General features: G+C 71.0%; 16 protein-coding genes and 1 pseudogene. 6 read left to right on the top strand and 11 right to left on the bottom strand.

Features of this window, described 5'->3' with window-relative positions; translation table 11 throughout:
• Positions 1–245: 245 nt before the first annotated feature.
• The 6 genes and pseudogenes from AB0F15_RS11805 to AB0F15_RS11780 form a co-directional block, all read right to left on the bottom strand.
• Positions 246–2,591: a phosphoketolase family protein gene (locus tag AB0F15_RS11805; protein WP_360269016.1), complete on the bottom strand. Its 2,346-nt coding sequence runs from the start codon at positions 2,589–2,591 to the stop codon at positions 246–248.
• Positions 2,588–3,493, bottom strand: a complete 906-nt coding sequence (locus AB0F15_RS11800; RefSeq protein WP_360269014.1) for a universal stress protein — start codon at positions 3,491–3,493, stop codon at positions 2,588–2,590. Before AB0F15_RS11800 ends, AB0F15_RS11805 begins: the two co-directional genes overlap by 4 nt.
• Positions 3,490–4,101 (bottom strand): CBS domain-containing protein, encoded by a 612-nt coding sequence (locus AB0F15_RS11795; RefSeq protein WP_360269011.1) that lies wholly within the window; start codon positions 4,099–4,101, stop codon positions 3,490–3,492. Before AB0F15_RS11795 ends, AB0F15_RS11800 begins: the two co-directional genes overlap by 4 nt.
• A 255-nt stretch (positions 4,102–4,356) precedes the next feature.
• A pseudogene (locus AB0F15_RS11790) lies at positions 4,357–4,467 on the bottom strand (universal stress protein); the annotation flags it as partial.
• Positions 4,468–4,761: 294 nt separating this feature from the next.
• A complete protein-coding gene (locus tag AB0F15_RS11785) occupies positions 4,762–5,400 on the bottom strand; it encodes a CBS domain-containing protein (RefSeq protein WP_360269009.1) in 639 nt (212 codons plus the stop codon).
• Positions 5,400–6,284 carry a universal stress protein gene (locus AB0F15_RS11780; protein ID WP_360269006.1) on the bottom strand — a complete coding sequence of 295 codons (885 nt, stop codon included), beginning with the start codon at positions 6,282–6,284 and terminating at the stop codon, positions 5,400–5,402. The genes AB0F15_RS11785 and AB0F15_RS11780 overlap by 1 nt, the downstream gene beginning before the upstream one ends.
• Before the next feature lie 165 nt (positions 6,285–6,449).
• On the opposite strand from AB0F15_RS11780, the gene AB0F15_RS11775 reads away from it, so the two are divergent.
• Both AB0F15_RS11775 and AB0F15_RS11770 read left to right on the top strand, forming a co-directional pair.
• The gene (locus tag AB0F15_RS11775) at positions 6,450–6,797 is read left to right on the top strand and encodes a hypothetical protein (protein ID WP_360269004.1); all 348 of its coding nucleotides are present in this window, start codon (positions 6,450–6,452) and stop codon (positions 6,795–6,797) included.
• Positions 6,794–7,114: a hypothetical protein gene (locus tag AB0F15_RS11770; RefSeq protein ID WP_360269001.1), complete on the top strand. Its 321-nt coding sequence runs from the start codon at positions 6,794–6,796 to the stop codon at positions 7,112–7,114. Before AB0F15_RS11775 ends, AB0F15_RS11770 begins: the two co-directional genes overlap by 4 nt.
• A gap of 363 nt (positions 7,115–7,477) precedes the next feature.
• Here AB0F15_RS11770 and AB0F15_RS11765 read toward each other — a convergent pair whose 3' ends face one another.
• The gene (locus AB0F15_RS11765) at positions 7,478–7,810 is read right to left on the bottom strand and encodes a hypothetical protein (RefSeq protein ID WP_360268998.1); all 333 of its coding nucleotides are present in this window, start codon (positions 7,808–7,810) and stop codon (positions 7,478–7,480) included.
• Between the two features lie 342 nt (positions 7,811–8,152).
• Complete coding sequence (locus AB0F15_RS11760) at positions 8,153–8,731, bottom strand: hypothetical protein (RefSeq protein WP_360269124.1); 579 nt, start codon at positions 8,729–8,731, stop codon at positions 8,153–8,155.
• A gap of 244 nt (positions 8,732–8,975) precedes the next feature.
• Between AB0F15_RS11760 and AB0F15_RS11755 the strand changes: the two genes are divergently transcribed.
• Both AB0F15_RS11755 and AB0F15_RS11750 read left to right on the top strand, forming a co-directional pair.
• The gene (locus tag AB0F15_RS11755) at positions 8,976–9,551 is read left to right on the top strand and encodes a dihydrofolate reductase family protein (RefSeq protein WP_360268996.1); all 576 of its coding nucleotides are present in this window, start codon (positions 8,976–8,978) and stop codon (positions 9,549–9,551) included.
• Positions 9,552–9,625: 74 nt separating this feature from the next.
• Positions 9,626–10,252 carry an alpha-ketoglutarate-dependent dioxygenase AlkB gene (locus tag AB0F15_RS11750; RefSeq protein WP_360268994.1) on the top strand — a complete coding sequence of 209 codons (627 nt, stop codon included), beginning with the start codon at positions 9,626–9,628 and terminating at the stop codon, positions 10,250–10,252.
• Between the two features lie 20 nt (positions 10,253–10,272).
• Here AB0F15_RS11750 and AB0F15_RS11745 read toward each other — a convergent pair whose 3' ends face one another.
• Entirely contained in the window at positions 10,273–11,550 is a 1,278-nt protein-coding gene (locus AB0F15_RS11745; protein WP_360268991.1) for a cytochrome P450, read from the bottom strand.
• 53 nt (positions 11,551–11,603) lie between these two features.
• On the bottom strand, positions 11,604–13,253 hold the full coding sequence (locus tag AB0F15_RS11740; protein WP_360269121.1) for a peptide-N4-asparagine amidase: 1,650 nt from the start codon (positions 13,251–13,253) through the stop codon (positions 11,604–11,606).
• 247 nt (positions 13,254–13,500) lie between these two features.
• On the opposite strand from AB0F15_RS11740, the gene AB0F15_RS11735 reads away from it, so the two are divergent.
• On the top strand, positions 13,501–14,496 hold the full coding sequence (locus tag AB0F15_RS11735) for a LacI family DNA-binding transcriptional regulator (protein ID WP_360268988.1): 996 nt from the start codon (positions 13,501–13,503) through the stop codon (positions 14,494–14,496).
• A gap of 9 nt (positions 14,497–14,505) precedes the next feature.
• Here AB0F15_RS11735 and AB0F15_RS11730 read toward each other — a convergent pair whose 3' ends face one another.
• A complete protein-coding gene (locus AB0F15_RS11730; protein WP_360268985.1) occupies positions 14,506–15,123 on the bottom strand; it encodes a hypothetical protein in 618 nt (205 codons plus the stop codon).
• Between the two features lie 159 nt (positions 15,124–15,282).
• Between AB0F15_RS11730 and AB0F15_RS11725 the strand changes: the two genes are divergently transcribed.
• Positions 15,283–16,491: an MFS transporter gene (locus tag AB0F15_RS11725; RefSeq protein ID WP_360268982.1), complete on the top strand. Its 1,209-nt coding sequence runs from the start codon at positions 15,283–15,285 to the stop codon at positions 16,489–16,491.
• The last annotated feature ends 20 nt before the right edge of the window (positions 16,492–16,511 follow it).

Below are 16,511 nucleotides of genomic sequence, written 5' to 3'. Positions count from 1 at the left end.
CGACCTCGATGGCGATGTTGGAGGTGACGTGCTGGGTTCGTGGCGTGCCGTCGGCCCAGCAGGCCAGGGGTGCCGGAGCGGGTGACCAGCAGCGGTAGCGGGCGAGTTCGCCGGTGGTGCGGTTGCGGCGGGTCAGCAGCCCCTGGCCGCCGGCCCGAGGTTCGGCCAGGTCGATGACGGCCCATGGCGAGGACTACAAAAGGCAAGCGATCGCCGCGGCCAATACGACCGCGGCGATCAGGTCCTCAGCCTTCCCACATCCAGCCTCGCACTTCGGGCAGGTCCTCCCCGTGGGTGCGGATCCAGCGGCTATGCCGGCCCTGCGCCTCGGTCATCCGCTGCCGCAGCACCCCCGCCGTCGCGACCAGGCCCGGCACCCGGTCGATCACGTCGATCACCAGCTGAAACCGGTCCATGTGGTTGAGCACCAGCATGTCGAACGGCGTGGTCGTCGTGCCGTGCTCGATGTAACCGCGCACGTGCATGTCCGCGTGATTCGTGCGACGGTAGGCCAGCCGATGGATCAGCCACGGATAGCCGTGGTAGGCGAAGATCACCGGCCGGTCCGGCGTGAACAACGCATCGAACTCCCGGTCCCCGAGACCGTGCGGATGTTCGGCCTCCGGCTGCAACCGCATCAGATCGACCACGTTCACCACCCGCACGGCCAGCTCCGGCAGTTCCTCCCGCAGGATCTTCGCCGCGGCCAGCACCTCCAACGTGGGAGCGTCACCGGCGCAGCCGAGGACCACATCCGGCTCGCGGCCGGTGTGCGTGCTCGCCCACTCCCAGATACTCACCCCACGCGCGCAATGCAACGCCGCCTGCTCGGCGTCCAGCCAGTTCGGCGAGTCGTTCTTGCCCGCCACCACCACGTTCACGTAGTCCCGGCTGCGCAGGCAGTGCGCCGCGACCTCCAGCAGCGTGTTGGTGTCCGCCGGGAAGTAGATCCGCACGACCTCGGAGCTCTTGTTCGCGACGTGGTCGACGAACCCGGGGTCCTGGTGGGAGAACCCGTTGTGGTCCTGCCGCCACACGTGCGAGGTGAGCAGGTAGTTCAGCGACGCCACCGGGCGCCGCCACGGGATCTGCCGGTGCACCCGCAGCCACTTGATGTGCTGGTTCACCATCGAGTCGACGATGTGCACGAACGCCTCGTAGCACGAGAACAGCCCGTGCCGGCCCGACAGCAGGTAGCCCTCCAGCCAGCCCTGGCACAGGTGCTCCGAGAGCACCTCCAGCACCCGGCCGTCCGCCGCGAGGTGTTCGTCGACCGGCTTGATCTCGGCCTGCCACTGCTTGGCGGTGACGTCGTAGACCGCGTCGAGCCGGTTGGACGCCGTCTCGTCCGGGCCGAACAGGCGGAAGTTCGCCCGCTCGGCATTCAGCGCGAAGACGTCCCGCAGGAACCGGCCCAGCACCCGGGTCGGCTCGGCCACCGTCGCGCCCGGTCTCGGCACGGCGACGGCGTGGGCCGAGATGTCCGGCAGGGTCAGCGGGCGCAGCAGCACACCGCCGTTGGCGTTCGGGTTCGCACCCATCCGCCGCTCCCCCGCCGGGATCATCGCCGTGACATCCGCGACCGGGCGGCCGTGGGAGTCGAACAACTCCTCCGGACGGTACGAGCGCAGCCACTCCTCCAGCTGCTTCAGGTGGCCCGGGTTCGTCCGGACCTCGGCCAGCGGGACCTGATGCGCCCGCCACGTGCCCTCCACCGGCTTTCCGTCCACAACGGACGGACCCGTCCAGCCCTTGGGGCTGCGCAGCACGATCATCGGCCACACACCGCGCCGTTCGGCGAGCGTGGCGACCGCCGAATCCAGCGCCGCGGCCATCGCCTGGTGCATCGTCTCCGGGTCGCTGCCTTCCACGTGGATCGGGGCGTAGCCGTACCCGCGCAGCAGCGCGTCCAGCTCGGCCGGCGGGATCCGCGACAGCACGGTCGGGTTGGCGATCTTGTAGCCGTTGAGGTGCAGGATCGGCAGCACGGCCCCGTCGCGGACCGGGTCGAGGAACTTGTTGGCGTGCCAGGACGTGGCCAGCGGGCCGGTCTCGGCCTCGCCGTCGCCGACCACGCAGGCGACCAGCAGATCGGGATTGTCGAAAGCCGCGCCGAAGGCGTGCGCCAGCGAATAGCCCAGCTCCCCGCCTTCGTGGATCGACCCGGGCACCTGCGGCGCGACGTGGCTGGGCACACCGCCGGGGAAAGAGAACTGCTTGAACAGCTCCCGCATGCCCTCGGCGTCCCGCGTCACCTCGGGCCACGCCTCGGTGTAGCTGCCCTCCAGCCACGTGTTCGCCAGCAACGCCGGACCACCGTGGCCCGGGCCGGTGACCAGCATGGCGTTCAGGTCATGGGTGCGGATGGCGCGGTTGAGGTGCGCGTAGACGAAGTTCAGGCCCGGCGAAGTCCCCCAATGCCCCAGCAGTCTCGGCTTGACCTGCTCGGGGCGCAGCTCCTCGCGCAGCAGCGGGTTCGCCATCAGGTAGATCTGGCCGGCCGAAAGGTAGTTCGCGGCCCGCCAGAGGGCATCCACCTGGGCCAGCTCGGTGCTCCCGAGCACCGCTGGCCGGGCGACGAGCGCGGTCACTTCGCCGGCTCCGGACGGACGACGAGCACCGGGCACTGAGCGTGCTGGACCAGAGCCTGGCTGGTCGAACCCAGCAGCATCCCCGTGAAGCCACCGCGTCCGCGGCTGCCCACGACCACCAGCTGCGCGGTTTCGCTCGCTTCGAGCAAGACGTGCCGCGGCCGGTCCCGGACCAGCTGCCGGCGGATCTCCACGTCGGGGTACTTCTCCTGCCAGCCCCCGAGCCGCTGGCCGAGCAACCGCTCCTCGTCCCCTTCGAGGGTCTCCGGCTGGGTGAGGATCCGGGCGGTGCCGCGGGTGTCCTCGTAGGTGATGTCACTCCAGGCGTGCACCGCGACCAGCGGCACGCCGCGCAGCGACGCCTCCTCGAACGCCACGGCGACGGCCTGCTCGCTGTTCGGGCTGCCGTCGACGCCGACCACGACCGGGCCCGGCTCCGGGACGTCCGTCGAGTCGTGGCGCCCGCGAACGACGGCGACCGGGCAGTGCGCGTGCGCGGCGACCGAAGCCGCGGTGCCACCGACGAGCATGTCCGCGAACCCACCGGTGCCGGTCCGGCCGACAACGAGCAGCCGGGCGTGCCGCGACTCGTCGATCAGCATCGGCACCGGCGGGTCGGTGGGCAGGTCGGTGACGATGACCAAGTCCTTGTCGACCGACGCGGCCAGGGCGCGAGCGTCGGCGATGGCGCGTTCACCGTCCGTCTGAACCGCCTCGAACAGCGTCGCCGCGCCGATGCCGGTCATCCCGCCGCCGTAGTAGAGGCCGGCGATCTGCAGCCCGTGCACGATCTTGAGCTGGAGGTGACGCCGGGAAGCGAGCTTCGCCGCCCAGGCGACGGCGGCGGTCGAACCCGCCGAGCCGTCCACGCCCACGGTGATCCTCGGTTCGGGGGTGCTCATCGTGTCTGCTCCTCACCCGCGTGCGCGGTCTCTGCGGCGATGACCCCGGGTACGGCGAGCGCCAGCAACTGGGCGACGTGCCGGTCGGTGTCGTCGTCGAACTGGTCGGTGATGTGCACGAGCCCGTCGTGGACGTCGACGTGCCAGCGGCCGCTGCCGCCGTAGATCTCCAAGCGGTGCTTGACGTCGCGAGCGATCTCGACGTCCTCCCGGGCGAGCACCCGCACGACGTCGCCACGCGTCACGATGCCGACCACGGCCGAGCCGTCGACGATCGGCATCGCGCGGATCCGGGCGTCCACCAGCGCCTCGCACAGGTCGGCGACGTCGGTTCCGGTGCTCATCGCGGTGACGGGACTGGTCATCAAGTCCCCCACGGTCTTGCCCGCGGACGCGGCTTCGTGGTGCTCGTGGGCATGCCGGGGATCCACCGGGATCCGGCCGCGGATCAGGTCGGCTTCCGTGACGATGCCGATCAGCCGATCGTCGTCGTCGACCACGGGAAGGGCGGTGAAGCCGTGCATCGACAGCAGTTCGGCCGCTTCCTTCGCGGACGTCCAAGGGTGCACGGTGATCACCGGCGCGGTCATCAGGTCGCGTGCTCGCATCGGGGGTTCCTGCCTTTCGTGTCACCTCTCAACCTAGGAAGGCCGGACCCGGGTCACCGCTGGCGTCGGTCACCGGTCGTGGGGACTTACGTCCCTTCGCGGGATCACGTTCCCAAAGGACCGTCGTGGTCATGACGCCGCCAACCGGCGCCGGGCGAGCGGCGCGAGCCCGAGCAGCCCGACCACCAGCTCCGCGGTCACCCCACTGCACCGGAGCAAGCACCCCGATCACGCCGAACTGGATCGCCAGCCAGCCATGCCGTCGGCGAGGACGTCGCTCCAGGTGTGCACCGCGACGAGCCTGGTGCCCCGCAGCCGCGCCTCCTCGCAAGCGAATGCGATCGCGGCCTCGCTGTCGGCCGAACCACGGGTGACGAACCGGCCGACCGGCTCCGCGCGGGCGAGGCGGCCGGCGCGGTCCTGCTGACCGCGACCCGGCCGAACCTCGCGAGCTGCCTGATCAGCGAGCCGCTGGAGCTGACCGGCACCCGCGGCCTCATTCGCGACTGCGTCCTCGGCGGCGCACTGGAACCCCAGCTCGTCGTGCGCGTCGGCTGCCTCCCCGAAGGCACGGCTCCCGCGCCGAAGGGACTTTGTCATGCCGCAAAACAAGAAGAAGGCCTCCGTCCACAGTGGATGGAGGCCTTCGCCGGGCTTCGTTCAAGCCACGTCGTTCCAGACGTAGTCCAGGCGGTTGCGCACCTCGACCACCCCGGACAGCTCCTGGATCAGCCGGGTCACCGGGGCGATTTCGCTGCGGCGCTCCACCCGCCCCACGACCGTGACGATCCCGGCCCGCACCTCGATGCGGACCCGGTCCGGCCCGAGGCCGAGCTGATCCCGCAGCACCCGTTCGCTGACCTCGCGCTCGAGGTCGCTGTCGCCGCGGGTGAAGACCGCCACCAGGTCACGGCGGGCCAGCACGCCCGCCACCTTTCCGCCGCGGAGCACGAACAACCGGCGTACGCCGGTGTGCGCGAACCGGGCGGCGGCCGCGGCGAGCGTCGCCTCGGCGTCGATCGTGACGGCCGGGCTCGTCATCAGGTCCTTTGCGACGCACGCCGTGGCCTTGCGGGCCAGCCGGCGGTCGCGCCACCGGGGCTTGCGCTCCTCCCACAGGTGCGGGAGCAAGTCCGCCTCGGAGACGACGCCGACCAGCGCGCCGGTCTTGTCGACCACGCCGACCGCGCTGATCCCGTTGCCGGTGAGCAGCTGGGCGATGTCCTTGAACGACGTCTGCGGGGAAACGGTGATCGGGCCGGCGGTCATCACCGCGGACACCGTGCCGGCGTTCATCATCAAACCTCTTTCTCGGTACGGACGACCATGACCGGGCAGGCCGCGTGGTGCAGGAGTGCCTGGCTCGTGGAGCCGAGCACCAGTCCGGTGAAGCCACCTCGGCCCCGGCTGCCGACGACGATCAGCTGCGCATCACGGCTCATCTCGAGGAGGCGGGCCCGGGGCTTGTCGTGCTCGACGCGGCGCTCGACCTGGACGTCCGGGTACTTCTCCTGCCAGCCCGCCAGCCGCTGCGCGAGCAGGCGGCGGCCCGAATCCTGGAGGGATTCGCCCTGGAAGGCGACGTTGCCGTCGCTGAACAGGCCGGCCGTGTCGCCGTCGTGCCAGGTGTACAGGGCGACGAGCGGCGCGTTGCGGATCGAGGCCTCCTCGAAGGCCCAGGCGATCGCCGCTTCGCTCAGAGGGCTGCCGTCGGCACCCACGACGACCGGGCCGCCGGGCTGCTCCGCACCGCGGACGACCACGACCGGGCAGTGCGCCCGTGCGGCGAGGTCGACGTCGGGCGAGCCGCTGAACAGGCCCGCGATCGCCCCGACCGGCTCGCCGGTGACGAGGATCCGGGCTCGCTCCGAGACTTCGAGCAGGCCCGGAACCGGGCCGCAGTCACTCGCCTCGGTCGCGATGGCCAGCCCCGGCACGGCGGCTTCGAGCGTGGCCCGGGTCTGCCGCAGCACCCGGTCCGCTTCGGCCTCCTTGACCGCCAGCCAGTCCGACGGCGGATGGATCTTGCCGCCGAACGCCGCGTCCTCCAAGCCGTAGGCGGTGTAGACGAGCAGGGACGCATGCCGGCGGGCTGCTTCCCCGGCCGCCCACAACGCGGCCGCCGCCGCGGTCTCCGAACCGTCCACGGCGACGACGATCGGCGGGTTTCCGGTTGCGCTCATGACGTTTTCCTCCGGGTTCCGGTGCGCTGATCACGCATCCGACCCCGAAGGTAGGACGCGGCCGCGCCCGGCGGATGCGGTCGTTCGTCCCCGCGTCCGGGGACTTTCGACAGCTCCCGGCAACCAGGCAACGGGCGCATGGTGGGCGGGAGGAGGTGTCGTGTGATGCAACGCGAATGGCGAGACGCGGTGACGACCGTACCGGTCCTGTTCACCATCGCCCTGTACATCGATTACCTGGCCGACGGGAGCGCCCTGTGGGTGCACGGGCCCCGGGCGATGGCCGCGACCGCACTGGTACTGGGCCTGGCCGCTTGTGTGCTGGGCTCGTGGGTGTGGACGGGCGCGGCGCGGTGGCTCAGTGCCCCGCTCGGCACGGCCGCGCTGCTGGTCGCCGTCTTCACGCTCGTGACCGGCAGCGGTGTCACGCTCGCCGTGCTGATCGCGCTGGTCACGGCGTTGTGGGTGGTCTCGACCGTGCGGCACCTGCGGGCCCCGGCCGGACGGCCATGACCGTCCGGCTCGGCTCGGCTCACCCGCAGCACAGCCGCGCCGTTCACCCGGTCCGCCGCCAGATCCGCGAGCGCTTGGTCCGCTTCGGCCAGGACGTACGGCACGGTGCTGACGCTCAGGTGGTGCGTTCCGGGTTCGACCACTACCTCAACGTCGGCGGCGACATCACCGGCCGGGTCGGCGTCACCACCTCTCCGCCGTGGCGAGTCGCCGTCGAAGACCGGCCGACAAGGCCGCCTTCCTCGCGATCCTCGACCTGCGCACCGGAGGAGCAGCCACGTCCGGCTCGGCTGGCCGCCCTCGCGCGCGCTCCCTGAGCACTCGGCGCCCCCGGCCCATCCAGCCTCCACAAAGGACACCATGACCACCCTCAACGGTCTTCCTGCCCACGTGCTGCTCGTGCACGCGATCGTCGTCCTCCTCCCCTCGCCGCACTGCTCCTCGTGATCAGCGCGGTGTGGCCCGCCGCACGGGGCAAGCTCGCCGGGCCTAACGCGATCCTGTCCGTCCTCGTCGTGGTGCTGGTCCCGATCACGACCGACGCCGGCGAATGGCTCGAGCGCCGCGTCGCCTCGACCCCGCTGGTGCGCACCCACGTTCCTCGCCCCGGCCTCGACGGCGGTCACCGTCGTGCGCTCGGCGCTGGCGATCGTGGCCGCGGGCGCGGCCGGCTACGACATCTACCGCATCGGCGACTCCGGCGCACAGGCCAGCCGGCAGGGCCAGTTCGGTGCGGCCCCGGCACCCCTTGGAAGGAGTCCCGGATACACCGGTTGAAGCTCGCCCTGCCCGCTCCACGACAGGTGGTCATGCCACTCGGGGCCGGCCTGGGACTGCGGCAGATGGAGATCTTCGGGTTCAGCCCGGACGACGTCGATCGCGAGGAGCTGGCGGCCAACATCCAGCGCCAGATCCGCTGGATCGGCAACACGCCCGTGTTCGCTCCACCGAAGGGCGGGAAGACCCGGCTGGTACCGATCGGCGCCGGAGTGCTGGAAGAAATCGACGCGCACTTGGACACCTTCGAGCCTGTCACTCGTGGTGCCAGCGGGATGATCGGCGGTCCCGAGTACAACCTCGCCGTATGGAAACCGGCCTACGCTGTTGCCGGACTTCGCTACACTCCGCGACGAGACGGAATTCGGTCAAGGAACTGGCCGAGTATCTCGGTCACCACGATCCGGGTTACACACTCCGGATCTATACCCACCTGGTCCCGTCGAGTCATCGCCGGGCGCGTGAGGCAGCCGGCGGGATCTTCAAACCGCGCCACATCGGGGCGGCACGGCTTGAAGATCCCGAGACGGCCTGACCAGATCACCAACTATAAAACAGCAGGTCAGACCCTATCTCACCTACTTGTGCCAGAACCTGATGCCGCTCCACTGCACCGTGATCGGACCCGCGCCGCTCGAGGTGCGGTAGCTGCCGAACTTGTCGTAGTAGCTGCCGCCCGGGCTCGAAACCGAGTCCTTCAGGGACCCGTTGACGTACACCTTGTGGGTGCTGCCGACCTGGTTGATCGTGTTGACCCGGACGCTGGTGCCCACGGTCGCGCCGGTGGCGATCGTCTCCCCGCCGTGCACGGCGTAGAGCCGGCCACCCTTCTCCACCGCCAGCATGAAGAACGGGCCGGCGTCGGAGCCGTCCCGGAACGTCTGCTTGAGGCTGATCCGGGAGCCGGTCATGCTGGTGATCTTGAAGGAACCCTCGAACTGGTGGGTACCGCCGGTGTAGGTGGGGTAGCGGCGTTCCGCCCGCTGGTCACCGCTGCCGGTGGAGCAGGTGAGCTTGAAGGTGAGCCCGGAGATGTCGCCGCACCCCCGCTCCTGCTCCGCATAGCCCGGCGAGTCCGCCACCCACGGACCCGTCCCGACCTGGGCGTCCGCCACCGGGGCGAAAACCGTCAGACCCGCCGCCACCGCCGCGAGCACGCCTGCGCTGTGAAGTCTGCGCACCGTCCAACCTCCCGTGTTGCTCAAGGCGGCGGTAGAGGGACACAGGTTCAGACCTTTGCCCGACCTGAGGAGACTGTACGAGCCGAGGACACCCGGGGACAAGACCTCTTCGCGAACCCGGCGATCAGCTCGTCGGAAGTTTTCCGCGACGGCCTGTCGAATCGGGCCCGGCCCGTTCGACAGACTTGTGAAGACCGGAACGACCACCAAGGAGCACCGCATGCGCACCCTGATCTCCACCTCGTTCGTTTCCCTCGACGGCGTCGTCGAAGCCCCCGGCGGCGAGCAGGACTACCGCAACGCGGGCTGGACCTTCAAGGACGTCGAATTCGACCCGGCCGTCTACACGATGAAGGGCACCGAGCAGGGCGAAGCGACCGCGCTGCTGCTGGGCCGGGTCAGCTACGAGGCGTTCGCGCCGGTCTGGCCGGGCATGACCGAGGAGTTCACCGGGTACAACGCGATGCCGAAGTACGTCGTGTCGACCACCCTGAAGGACGAGGACCTGGTGGACACCTGGGGCGAGATCACCATCCTCCGCTCCCTGGACGAAGTCGCCGCACTGAAGGAGGCCGAGGGCGGGCCGATCATCGTCAACGGCAGCGCCACCCTGAACCGCGCCCTGGCCGACGCGAACCTGATCGACCGGTACCACTTGCTGGTCTTCCCGGTCCTGCTCGGGGCGGGCAAGCGGCTGTTCAGCGACACCGACAAGGACAAGCAGAACCTGAAGCTCGCCGGCAGCGAGACCTACGGCAACGGGATCCTCAAGCTGATCTACGACGTCGTGCACTGATCGCCGCCGGGTCCGGCCGGCATCACGAAGTTTGCGGTAGAACACCTGTTCGAACATCGTGTACGGTCGGACCCATGACGACCCCGGCACTGCAGGCATCGCTGTTCGGCGAGACCGGCCCCGTCACGCTGCACGCGCTGGCGCCGCGCCGGACCGAACTCGGCTCCGGCGCGTGGATCGACGTGCAGGCGGGCTGGCTCGGCGGCGCCGACGAGGTGTTCACCGACCTCGTCACCGGCGTCCCGTGGCAGGCGGAACGGCGCCGGATGTACGACCGGCTCGTCGACGTCCCGCGGCTGCTGTGCTTCTACCGCGAAGCGGCGCCGCTCCCCCACCCCGTGCTGGCGGAGGCCCGCGCGGCGCTGAGCGAGCACTACGCCGGGGAGCTCGGCGAGCCGTTCCGGACCGCGGGCCTGTGCTACTACCGCGACGGCCGGGACAGCGTCGCGTGGCACGGCGACACCATCGGCCGCGGCAGCACCGAGGACACGATGGTCGCGATCGTCTCGGTCGGCGCGGCACGCCAGCTGGCCCTGCGCCCCCGCGGCGGCGGCGAGTCGCACCGCTACGCGCTCGGCCACGGCGACCTCGTCGTGATGGGTGGTTCCTGCCAGCGCACGTGGGAACACGCCATCCCGAAGACGAACCGGGCGGTCGGGCCGCGGATCAGCATCCAGTTCCGGCCCCGGGGCGTCCGCTGAGCCGCACCGGCACCGACTCCTCAGCCGACCAGGACCGGGAGTTCGTCCAGACCGTACACAATGGACACCTGGCGGAACGACAGCTCGTCGGCGGGCACCGCGAGCCGCAGGTCCGGGAAGCGGCGGATGAGCGCCGGGTACGCCGTGCGCAGCTCCATCCGGGCCAGCTCGGCGCCGATGCAGCGGTGGATGCCGTAGCTGAACGCCAGGTGCGACGTCGGGTCGCGGGTGGCGTCGAACCCGTCCATGCCCGGGCCCAGCTTCGGGTCGCGGTCCGCGGCCGACAGCGACACCAGCACGATGTCGCCCTCGGCGATGCGCACGCCGCCGATCTCCATGTCCTCCTTGGCGAACCGGGGGAACGCCATCTGCACCACGGTCAGGTAGCGCAGCAGCTCCTCGACGAAGCGGTGCACGGAATCGTCGTCGCCGCGGACGGCCTCCATCGCCTTTTCGTCGCGCAGCAGCACCAGTGCGCCGAGCGCCAGCATGCTCGCCGTGGTCTCCAGGCCGCCGGTGAGCACGCCGTCGGCCAGTCCGGCCAGCTCGCGGTCGTCGATCTCGTCGCCGTGTTCCTTGATCAGCATGCCGAGCAGGCCGTCGCCGGGTTGCTCGCGCTGCTTCTTCACGATGTCGAGCAGGTAGGTCAGCGACTCGGACATCGCGCCGAGCGAAGCGCTCGCGCCGCCGAAGAGGTCGAAGCGGGCGGTGCTCAGCCGCTGGAAGTCCTCGCGGTCCTCGTAGGACACCCCGAGCAGCTCGCAGATGGTCAGCGACGGGATCGGCAGCGCGAACGCCTGCCACAGGTCGACCGGGCCGTCGGCCGCGGCCATCGCGTCGAGCTGCCCGGCGACGATCTCGTCGATGCGCGGGGCCAGCCGGCTCAGCCGGCGCATGGTGAATTCCGGCGTGAGCAGCTTCCGCAGCCGCGTGTGCACCGGTGGATCCGCGAAGCCGAGGCCGCCCGGGTTCTGGTCGGCGGTCACCCCGGCGTTGCCGACGAGGTTGCCGAAGTCGCTGGAGAACCCGTTCGCCCGGCCGAGCACGGCCTTCGCCTCGTCGTAGCCGGTGACCAGCCAGGCGTTCATCCCGAACGGCAGGTCGAGCCGGCCGATCGGCGCTTCGGTGCGGCGGGTGGCCATCGCCGGCACGGGATCGAGGCCGTCCCGCCGGAGCGGCTCCAGCGCCGAGTCGGGCAGGAAGGACGACATCTTCTCGAGGTCGAAGCCCTTTTTCGACTGCCGGGCGAGGTAGCGTCGGCCGGCCCAGCCCAGGACCCGTGAGCGGAGACTCCCCATGGCACCGACAGTACCGCACTAGCCCGATCGGGTGACGAGGAGCGCGATGGGGTTCACCCCCGCGGCGGCAGCTCCCGGTTTTCGGTCAGCAGCCCGTGCTCGCTCGCGACGTAGTGGAAGTACGGCCGGCCGAGGTCATCGGAGCCGGTGAAGAGCGTTTTCGATCGGCCGTCGGCCTCGGTGTTCACGCCGTTCGTCCGGGCCAGCACGCCGGACGCGGCCAGCCACTCCCGCGACGCGCGCACCGGCCGCCAGCTCCGGCCGTCGCCGGTCAGGTCGCCGAGGACCTTCGTCATGTCCACCGAGCCCGAGATCCGCAGGTTCTGGTCGTCGGTGATGGTCGCGGTGGCGTCGGTGGTCAGCGGGTAGGACCAGGTGTGCCGGTCCGCCGACCGCACCCGCCCGTCCACTGTGGACACCGACGTCTGCTGCCCGGAGTCGCCCTGCACGACGTGCTGGGTGAAGCCGCCGCCGGTGACGTCGTCGCTGTTGCGGTAGTCGCGGGTGCGCTCGACGCGGGTGGCCACGCGGCCGGCGGAAGTGTCGACGTAGCCGGCCGTGACATCGTGGCGCTTCGCGGTGACCGTGACGTTCACGCCGTCCCGGATGTCCTGCACCGTCGTCTGCCGCACCGGCGCGGCCGCGACGTCGTCCCGGGTGAGCGCGCCGGACGTCCGGGCCGCCTTGTGGTCGGTGTAGAGCAGCAGGGTCGGGACGACGGTGAATTCGCCGCCGATGTCCGGGAAGGAGAAGGAGATGTCGTGGGTGGCGCCGTCGACGAGCCGGCCCGCGAACGGGGTGACGTCGTAGGTCTCGGCGTGCAGGCTGAAGGTGTCGATCGCGACGACCGGCCGCCACAGCTGCGGCACGATCCCGCCGGAGTAGATGTGCGGGAAGGTGAACGCGCTCCCCGCGGCGGTCCCGTCGATCGCGAAGTTGGCCTCCCGGTAGGGACCCTTGCCGCAGAGCCCGGCCGCCGGGTACTTCGCCGCCACGGCGTCGGGGACGTCGTCGAACCACTGCTCGTCGCAGGCGTGGCCTTCGAGCGTGACCTCGAGGTACGCGCGGGTGATGTTGCGCGGCAGGCCCTGGGCGGTGAAGTGCACGGTGGGCGCGGCGGGGGTCGCGTCGGCGTGCCCGAACCCGGCGACGTGATCGGGCGTCGCGGGCGCGGGGTGCTTGCGGTCGGCCTGGTAGTAGGTGAGCGTCACGGTCTGCGCGTAGACGCCGGTGTAGATCGGCGAGGTGTAGTTCTCGACGCCGCCGTGGAAGGGCTGCGGGGTGCGCAGCAGCGCGCTGTACGGCGTCAGGTCCTTGTCGAAGTGGTAGGTGATCGCGCGGCGGCCCTCACCGCTGGGCTCCTCGGTGGTCCCCCACCAGACCTCGGTGCCACCGATGCGCAGGTCGCCGATCCGGTCGTACTGCCGCCCGCTCACGGTGACGGTCTGGTCCATGACGACCTTCGCCCACGGCCCGGGGCAGGCCTTCGGCGGGGCGAGCGTGCCTTCGTAGAACCGGGGGCTGCCGTCGGCGGCGTTGGAGCGGAACGCGTCGGCGAGCGTGACGCTGCAGTGCGCGGTGTCCGGCCGGGTCACGGCGGGCGCGGCGGTCACCGGATTGTCGGTGTCGCCTTCCACGACCGGCGCCGCCGAAGCAACGCCGGGGAGCAGCAGCAAGGAGAACAGGACCGCACCGATCAACACCAGTCGACTCCGCACGCGGCCACCCTATCCCGGTGGATCACCGACGAACGGCTGGACATCGAGGGGACAACGCCGCGGCGGAAGCAGCCGACGTGCGCCGGATGCCGTGGCGGTTTCCGAGGCCGGCACGGAGTCGACATGTCGCCGCGCCGCCCGAGCCGGCCCGAGCCACCCGGGCCACCCCGGCCACCCGGGCTGAAACGTTTCAGAACATGATAAGCTGGCGCCTTCTCAGCGAGGGGGTTCCGTGGTCGGCATCAAGGACGTCGCGAAGCGGGCCGGCGTCTCGATCGGCACGGTGTCCAATGTGGTCAACCGCCCGCACGTGGTCGCGGCCGCCACCCGGAGCCGGGTGCTTTCGGTGATCGAGGAGCTCGGCTACGTCCGCGACGAGTCGGCGCGGCAGCTGCGCGCCGGCCGCAGCCGCGTCATGGGGTTGCTCGTGCTCGATCTCGGCAACCCCTTCTTCGTCGACGTCGTCCGCGGGGCCGAGCAGGCCGCGCACGCCGAGGGCCTCAACATCATCACCTGCAACAGCGGGCAGCGGTCCGAACTGGAAGCGTCGTACCTGGCGATGTTCGCCGAGCAGCGGGTCCGCGGGGTGCTGCTGAGCCCCGTCGCGACGTCCGGTGCGGCACTGGGGGCGTTCCGGCGCAGCGGCACGCCGTACGTCTTCGTCGACCGGAAGGTCCCCGCCTCGGAGGCCAGTTCGGTGTCGGTGGATGACGTCGCCGGCGGCGCGCTCGCGGGCCGGCACCTGCTGGAGACCGGTCACCGGCGGATCGCGTTCGTCAACGGCCCCGCCATCCTGGCGCAGTGCCGGGACCGCGAGCAGGGCCTCCGCAACGCACTGGCCGGCTCGACGGCGGAATTGACGGTGCTCGAGGCGATCGGCCTCGACGTCTCCTCGGGCCGGGACGCCGGCGCGCGCCTGCTCGGCATGAGCCCCCGGCCGACGGCGGTGTTCTGCGCGAACGACCTGCAGGCGCTGGGCGTGCTGCAGGCGATGGTCGGCGCGGGGGTCCGCGTCCCGGACGAGATGGCCATCGTCGGCTACGACGACATCGAGTTCGCGGGTGCGGCGGCGGTGCCGCTGACGTCGGTCCGCCAGCCGGCCCGCCGCCTCGGCCGCACGGCCGCGGAACTGCTGCTGGCGGAAACGTCGGACACGAAACCGGAACGGCGAGCCGTGGTGTTCACCCCGGAACTGGTCGTCCGCGAATCGACCCGGGTGCGCCGCTAGGCCGGCGGCTCACGTCGTGGCGAACAGCCGGTAGTTCAGGACGATGTACCCGGTGTGGTCACTGGAGATCTTCACGTCGTTGCAGCCGACCCAGCCGACCTTGCCCTCCGAGGTCCGCATGCAGAACTGGCTTCCCGGGGACAACACCGTCGGGCCGCCCGGAGCGGGCCTGTCGTTGGCCACCGCCTTGGGGCAGGCGACACTCGCCGTGTTCTCGCCGCCGTTGTAGTAGTACATCGCCGACCGGCCGACCAGCAGGCCCGAGTCACCGAAGTACAGGTCGACGTCCCCGTTCGGGCCGCTGGTCTCGACGGCGTGGGCGTCGGGTGCGTCGATGTCGACCCCGCTGCCGGACTCGAGCCGCACCTGCGTGGACACGTCGCTCGCCTGCGCGGCGCCGGTCGACGCGGGCGGGGATCCGGGTCCGGGCACGGTGGTGGTGACGGTCACCGTCCGGGGCGGGACCGCGGCCGCGCCCTGGTCGCTGCCCACCTTGTAGGCCGCGAACAGGCCGCCGATCAACGCGGCGATGACCGTGGCCATGGCGGTGATCAGCGTGCCACGGCGGTTGATGCGCGCCGCCTGGACCGTCGGGTCGACCGGCTCGCGTTCACTTCGCTTGCGCAACTTGTTCCTCTTCCGAGTAGGACGCCTCACCCGCGCGCGCCACGGGTGGTGAATCTCGAATTCGCGCCAAGTCGTTACCATGACGCGATCCGGGATCTCCGGCCCTCGCCCGCCCCTAAATCGTTTGGAATTCACGGAACACTCCGGCAAGGTCGGATCATGGTGACCAGGTGGGCGCGGCTGCAGGCCGTGGCGGTGTCCGGTTCGTCCGCCGAAGGCCTGATGCTGGCGGCCATTCCGCTGCTCGCCGTGTCCGTCACGACCGATCCGCGCGAAGTCTCGCTCGTCAACGTCGCCGGCCAGGCGCCGTGGCTGCTGCTGTCCCTCTTCGCCGGGGTGCTCATCGACCGGGTGCGCCGGACCACCGTGCTGGCGTGGGCCTACGCCGTGCAGGTCGCGGCCGCGGTGGCGCTCGCCGCCATCGCCTCCGCCGGGCTGCTCACCCTGCCCGTGCTGCTGGTGGTCGCCTTCGTCGTCACCTCGGCGCAGGTGCTCGGGGACGGCGCCAGCGGCGCGCTGGTGCCGGAACTCGTCGGCCCCGACCGGCTCGCCCACGCCAACGCGCGGCTCACGGTGATCGACCGGGGCGTCGTGCAGTTCGTCGTGCCGCCGCTGACCGGGTTCCTCGTCGTGCTCACCACCGGTGCGCCCGCCTGGCTGGCCGCGGCCTGCGCGCTGGTCGCGCTGGTGCTGGCCCGCCGGATCCCGTCGCAGTCCGTGGTGGCGGCCACGACCCACCCGATGCGGGACCTCTCGGGCGGGCTGCGACACCTCGTCCGGACGCCGTTGCTGCGGTCGATCACGATCAACGTCGCCCTCGGCTCGTTCGCCGCGAGCGCCGGCAACGCGATGTTCGTCCTGTATGCGACCCAGGTCCTGCACGTCGGCTCGGTCGGTTACGGCCTGCTGCTCGCCTGCCTCGCCGTCGGCTGGGTGGCTTCGTCGTTCATGGTGCAGAAGGTGGTGGACCGGCTCGGCTACTCGTGGTCGATGCGGTTCGCGCAGAGCTTCGGCGTGGTGGCGCAGCTGCTGATCGCCGTCGTCCCGCCGTGGCCGCCGCTGGTGGGCGTCGTGCTGGTGTCCTTGACGGCGACGGTGCTGATCTGGAACGTCTGCTCCCAGTCCAGTCGCCAGCGCTTCACGCCGGCGCCGCTGCTGGGCCGGGTGCTCACCAGTCACCGGGCGCTGGCCTGGGGCCTGACCCCGCTCGGCGCGCTGGCCGGCGGCCTGGTCGCGGCGCACTGGGGCCTGCGCGCCGTCTGGGTGATGGCCGCGGGCATCCAGGCGGTCAGCGCGGTGCTGGTCTGGTTCACCTTGTCCCCCGCGGCGTTCCGGCGAACCGAAGAGCTCGCCGCCGCGCAGGCCTGAAGCCGGGTGGCGTGCCGGGT

Origin of the sequence: Amycolatopsis sp. NPDC026612, assembly GCF_040638285.1 — a bacterium.
Lineage (GTDB): Bacteria > Actinomycetota > Actinomycetes > Mycobacteriales > Pseudonocardiaceae > Amycolatopsis.
The sequence above is the reverse complement of the archived record's forward strand: the minus strand, read 5'-3'. Positions and strand labels throughout refer to the sequence as shown.

What these genes read in the sequence shown, in the direction of transcription:
- AB0F15_RS11800 (WP_360269014.1), bottom strand. Translation starts at nt 3,493, where the DNA reads ATGAGCACCCCCGAACCGAGGATCACCGTGGGCGTGGACGGCTCGGCG.
- AB0F15_RS11795 (WP_360269011.1), bottom strand. Translation starts at nt 4,101, where the DNA reads ATGCGAGCACGCGACCTGATGACCGCGCCGGTGATCACCGTGCACCCT.
- AB0F15_RS11785 (WP_360269009.1), bottom strand. Translation starts at nt 5,400, where the DNA reads ATGATGAACGCCGGCACGGTGTCCGCGGTGATGACCGCCGGCCCGATC.
- AB0F15_RS11780 (WP_360269006.1), bottom strand. Translation starts at nt 6,284, where the DNA reads ATGAGCGCAACCGGAAACCCGCCGATCGTCGTCGCCGTGGACGGTTCG.
- AB0F15_RS11775 (WP_360269004.1), top strand. Translation starts at nt 6,450, where the DNA reads ATGCAACGCGAATGGCGAGACGCGGTGACGACCGTACCGGTCCTGTTC.
- AB0F15_RS11770 (WP_360269001.1), top strand. Translation starts at nt 6,794, where the DNA reads ATGACCGTCCGGCTCGGCTCGGCTCACCCGCAGCACAGCCGCGCCGTT.
- AB0F15_RS11755 (WP_360268996.1), top strand. Translation starts at nt 8,976, where the DNA reads ATGCGCACCCTGATCTCCACCTCGTTCGTTTCCCTCGACGGCGTCGTC.
- AB0F15_RS11750 (WP_360268994.1), top strand. Translation starts at nt 9,626, where the DNA reads ATGACGACCCCGGCACTGCAGGCATCGCTGTTCGGCGAGACCGGCCCC.
- AB0F15_RS11745 (WP_360268991.1), bottom strand. Translation starts at nt 11,550, where the DNA reads ATGGGGAGTCTCCGCTCACGGGTCCTGGGCTGGGCCGGCCGACGCTAC.
- AB0F15_RS11725 (WP_360268982.1), top strand. Translation starts at nt 15,283, where the DNA reads ATGGTGACCAGGTGGGCGCGGCTGCAGGCCGTGGCGGTGTCCGGTTCG.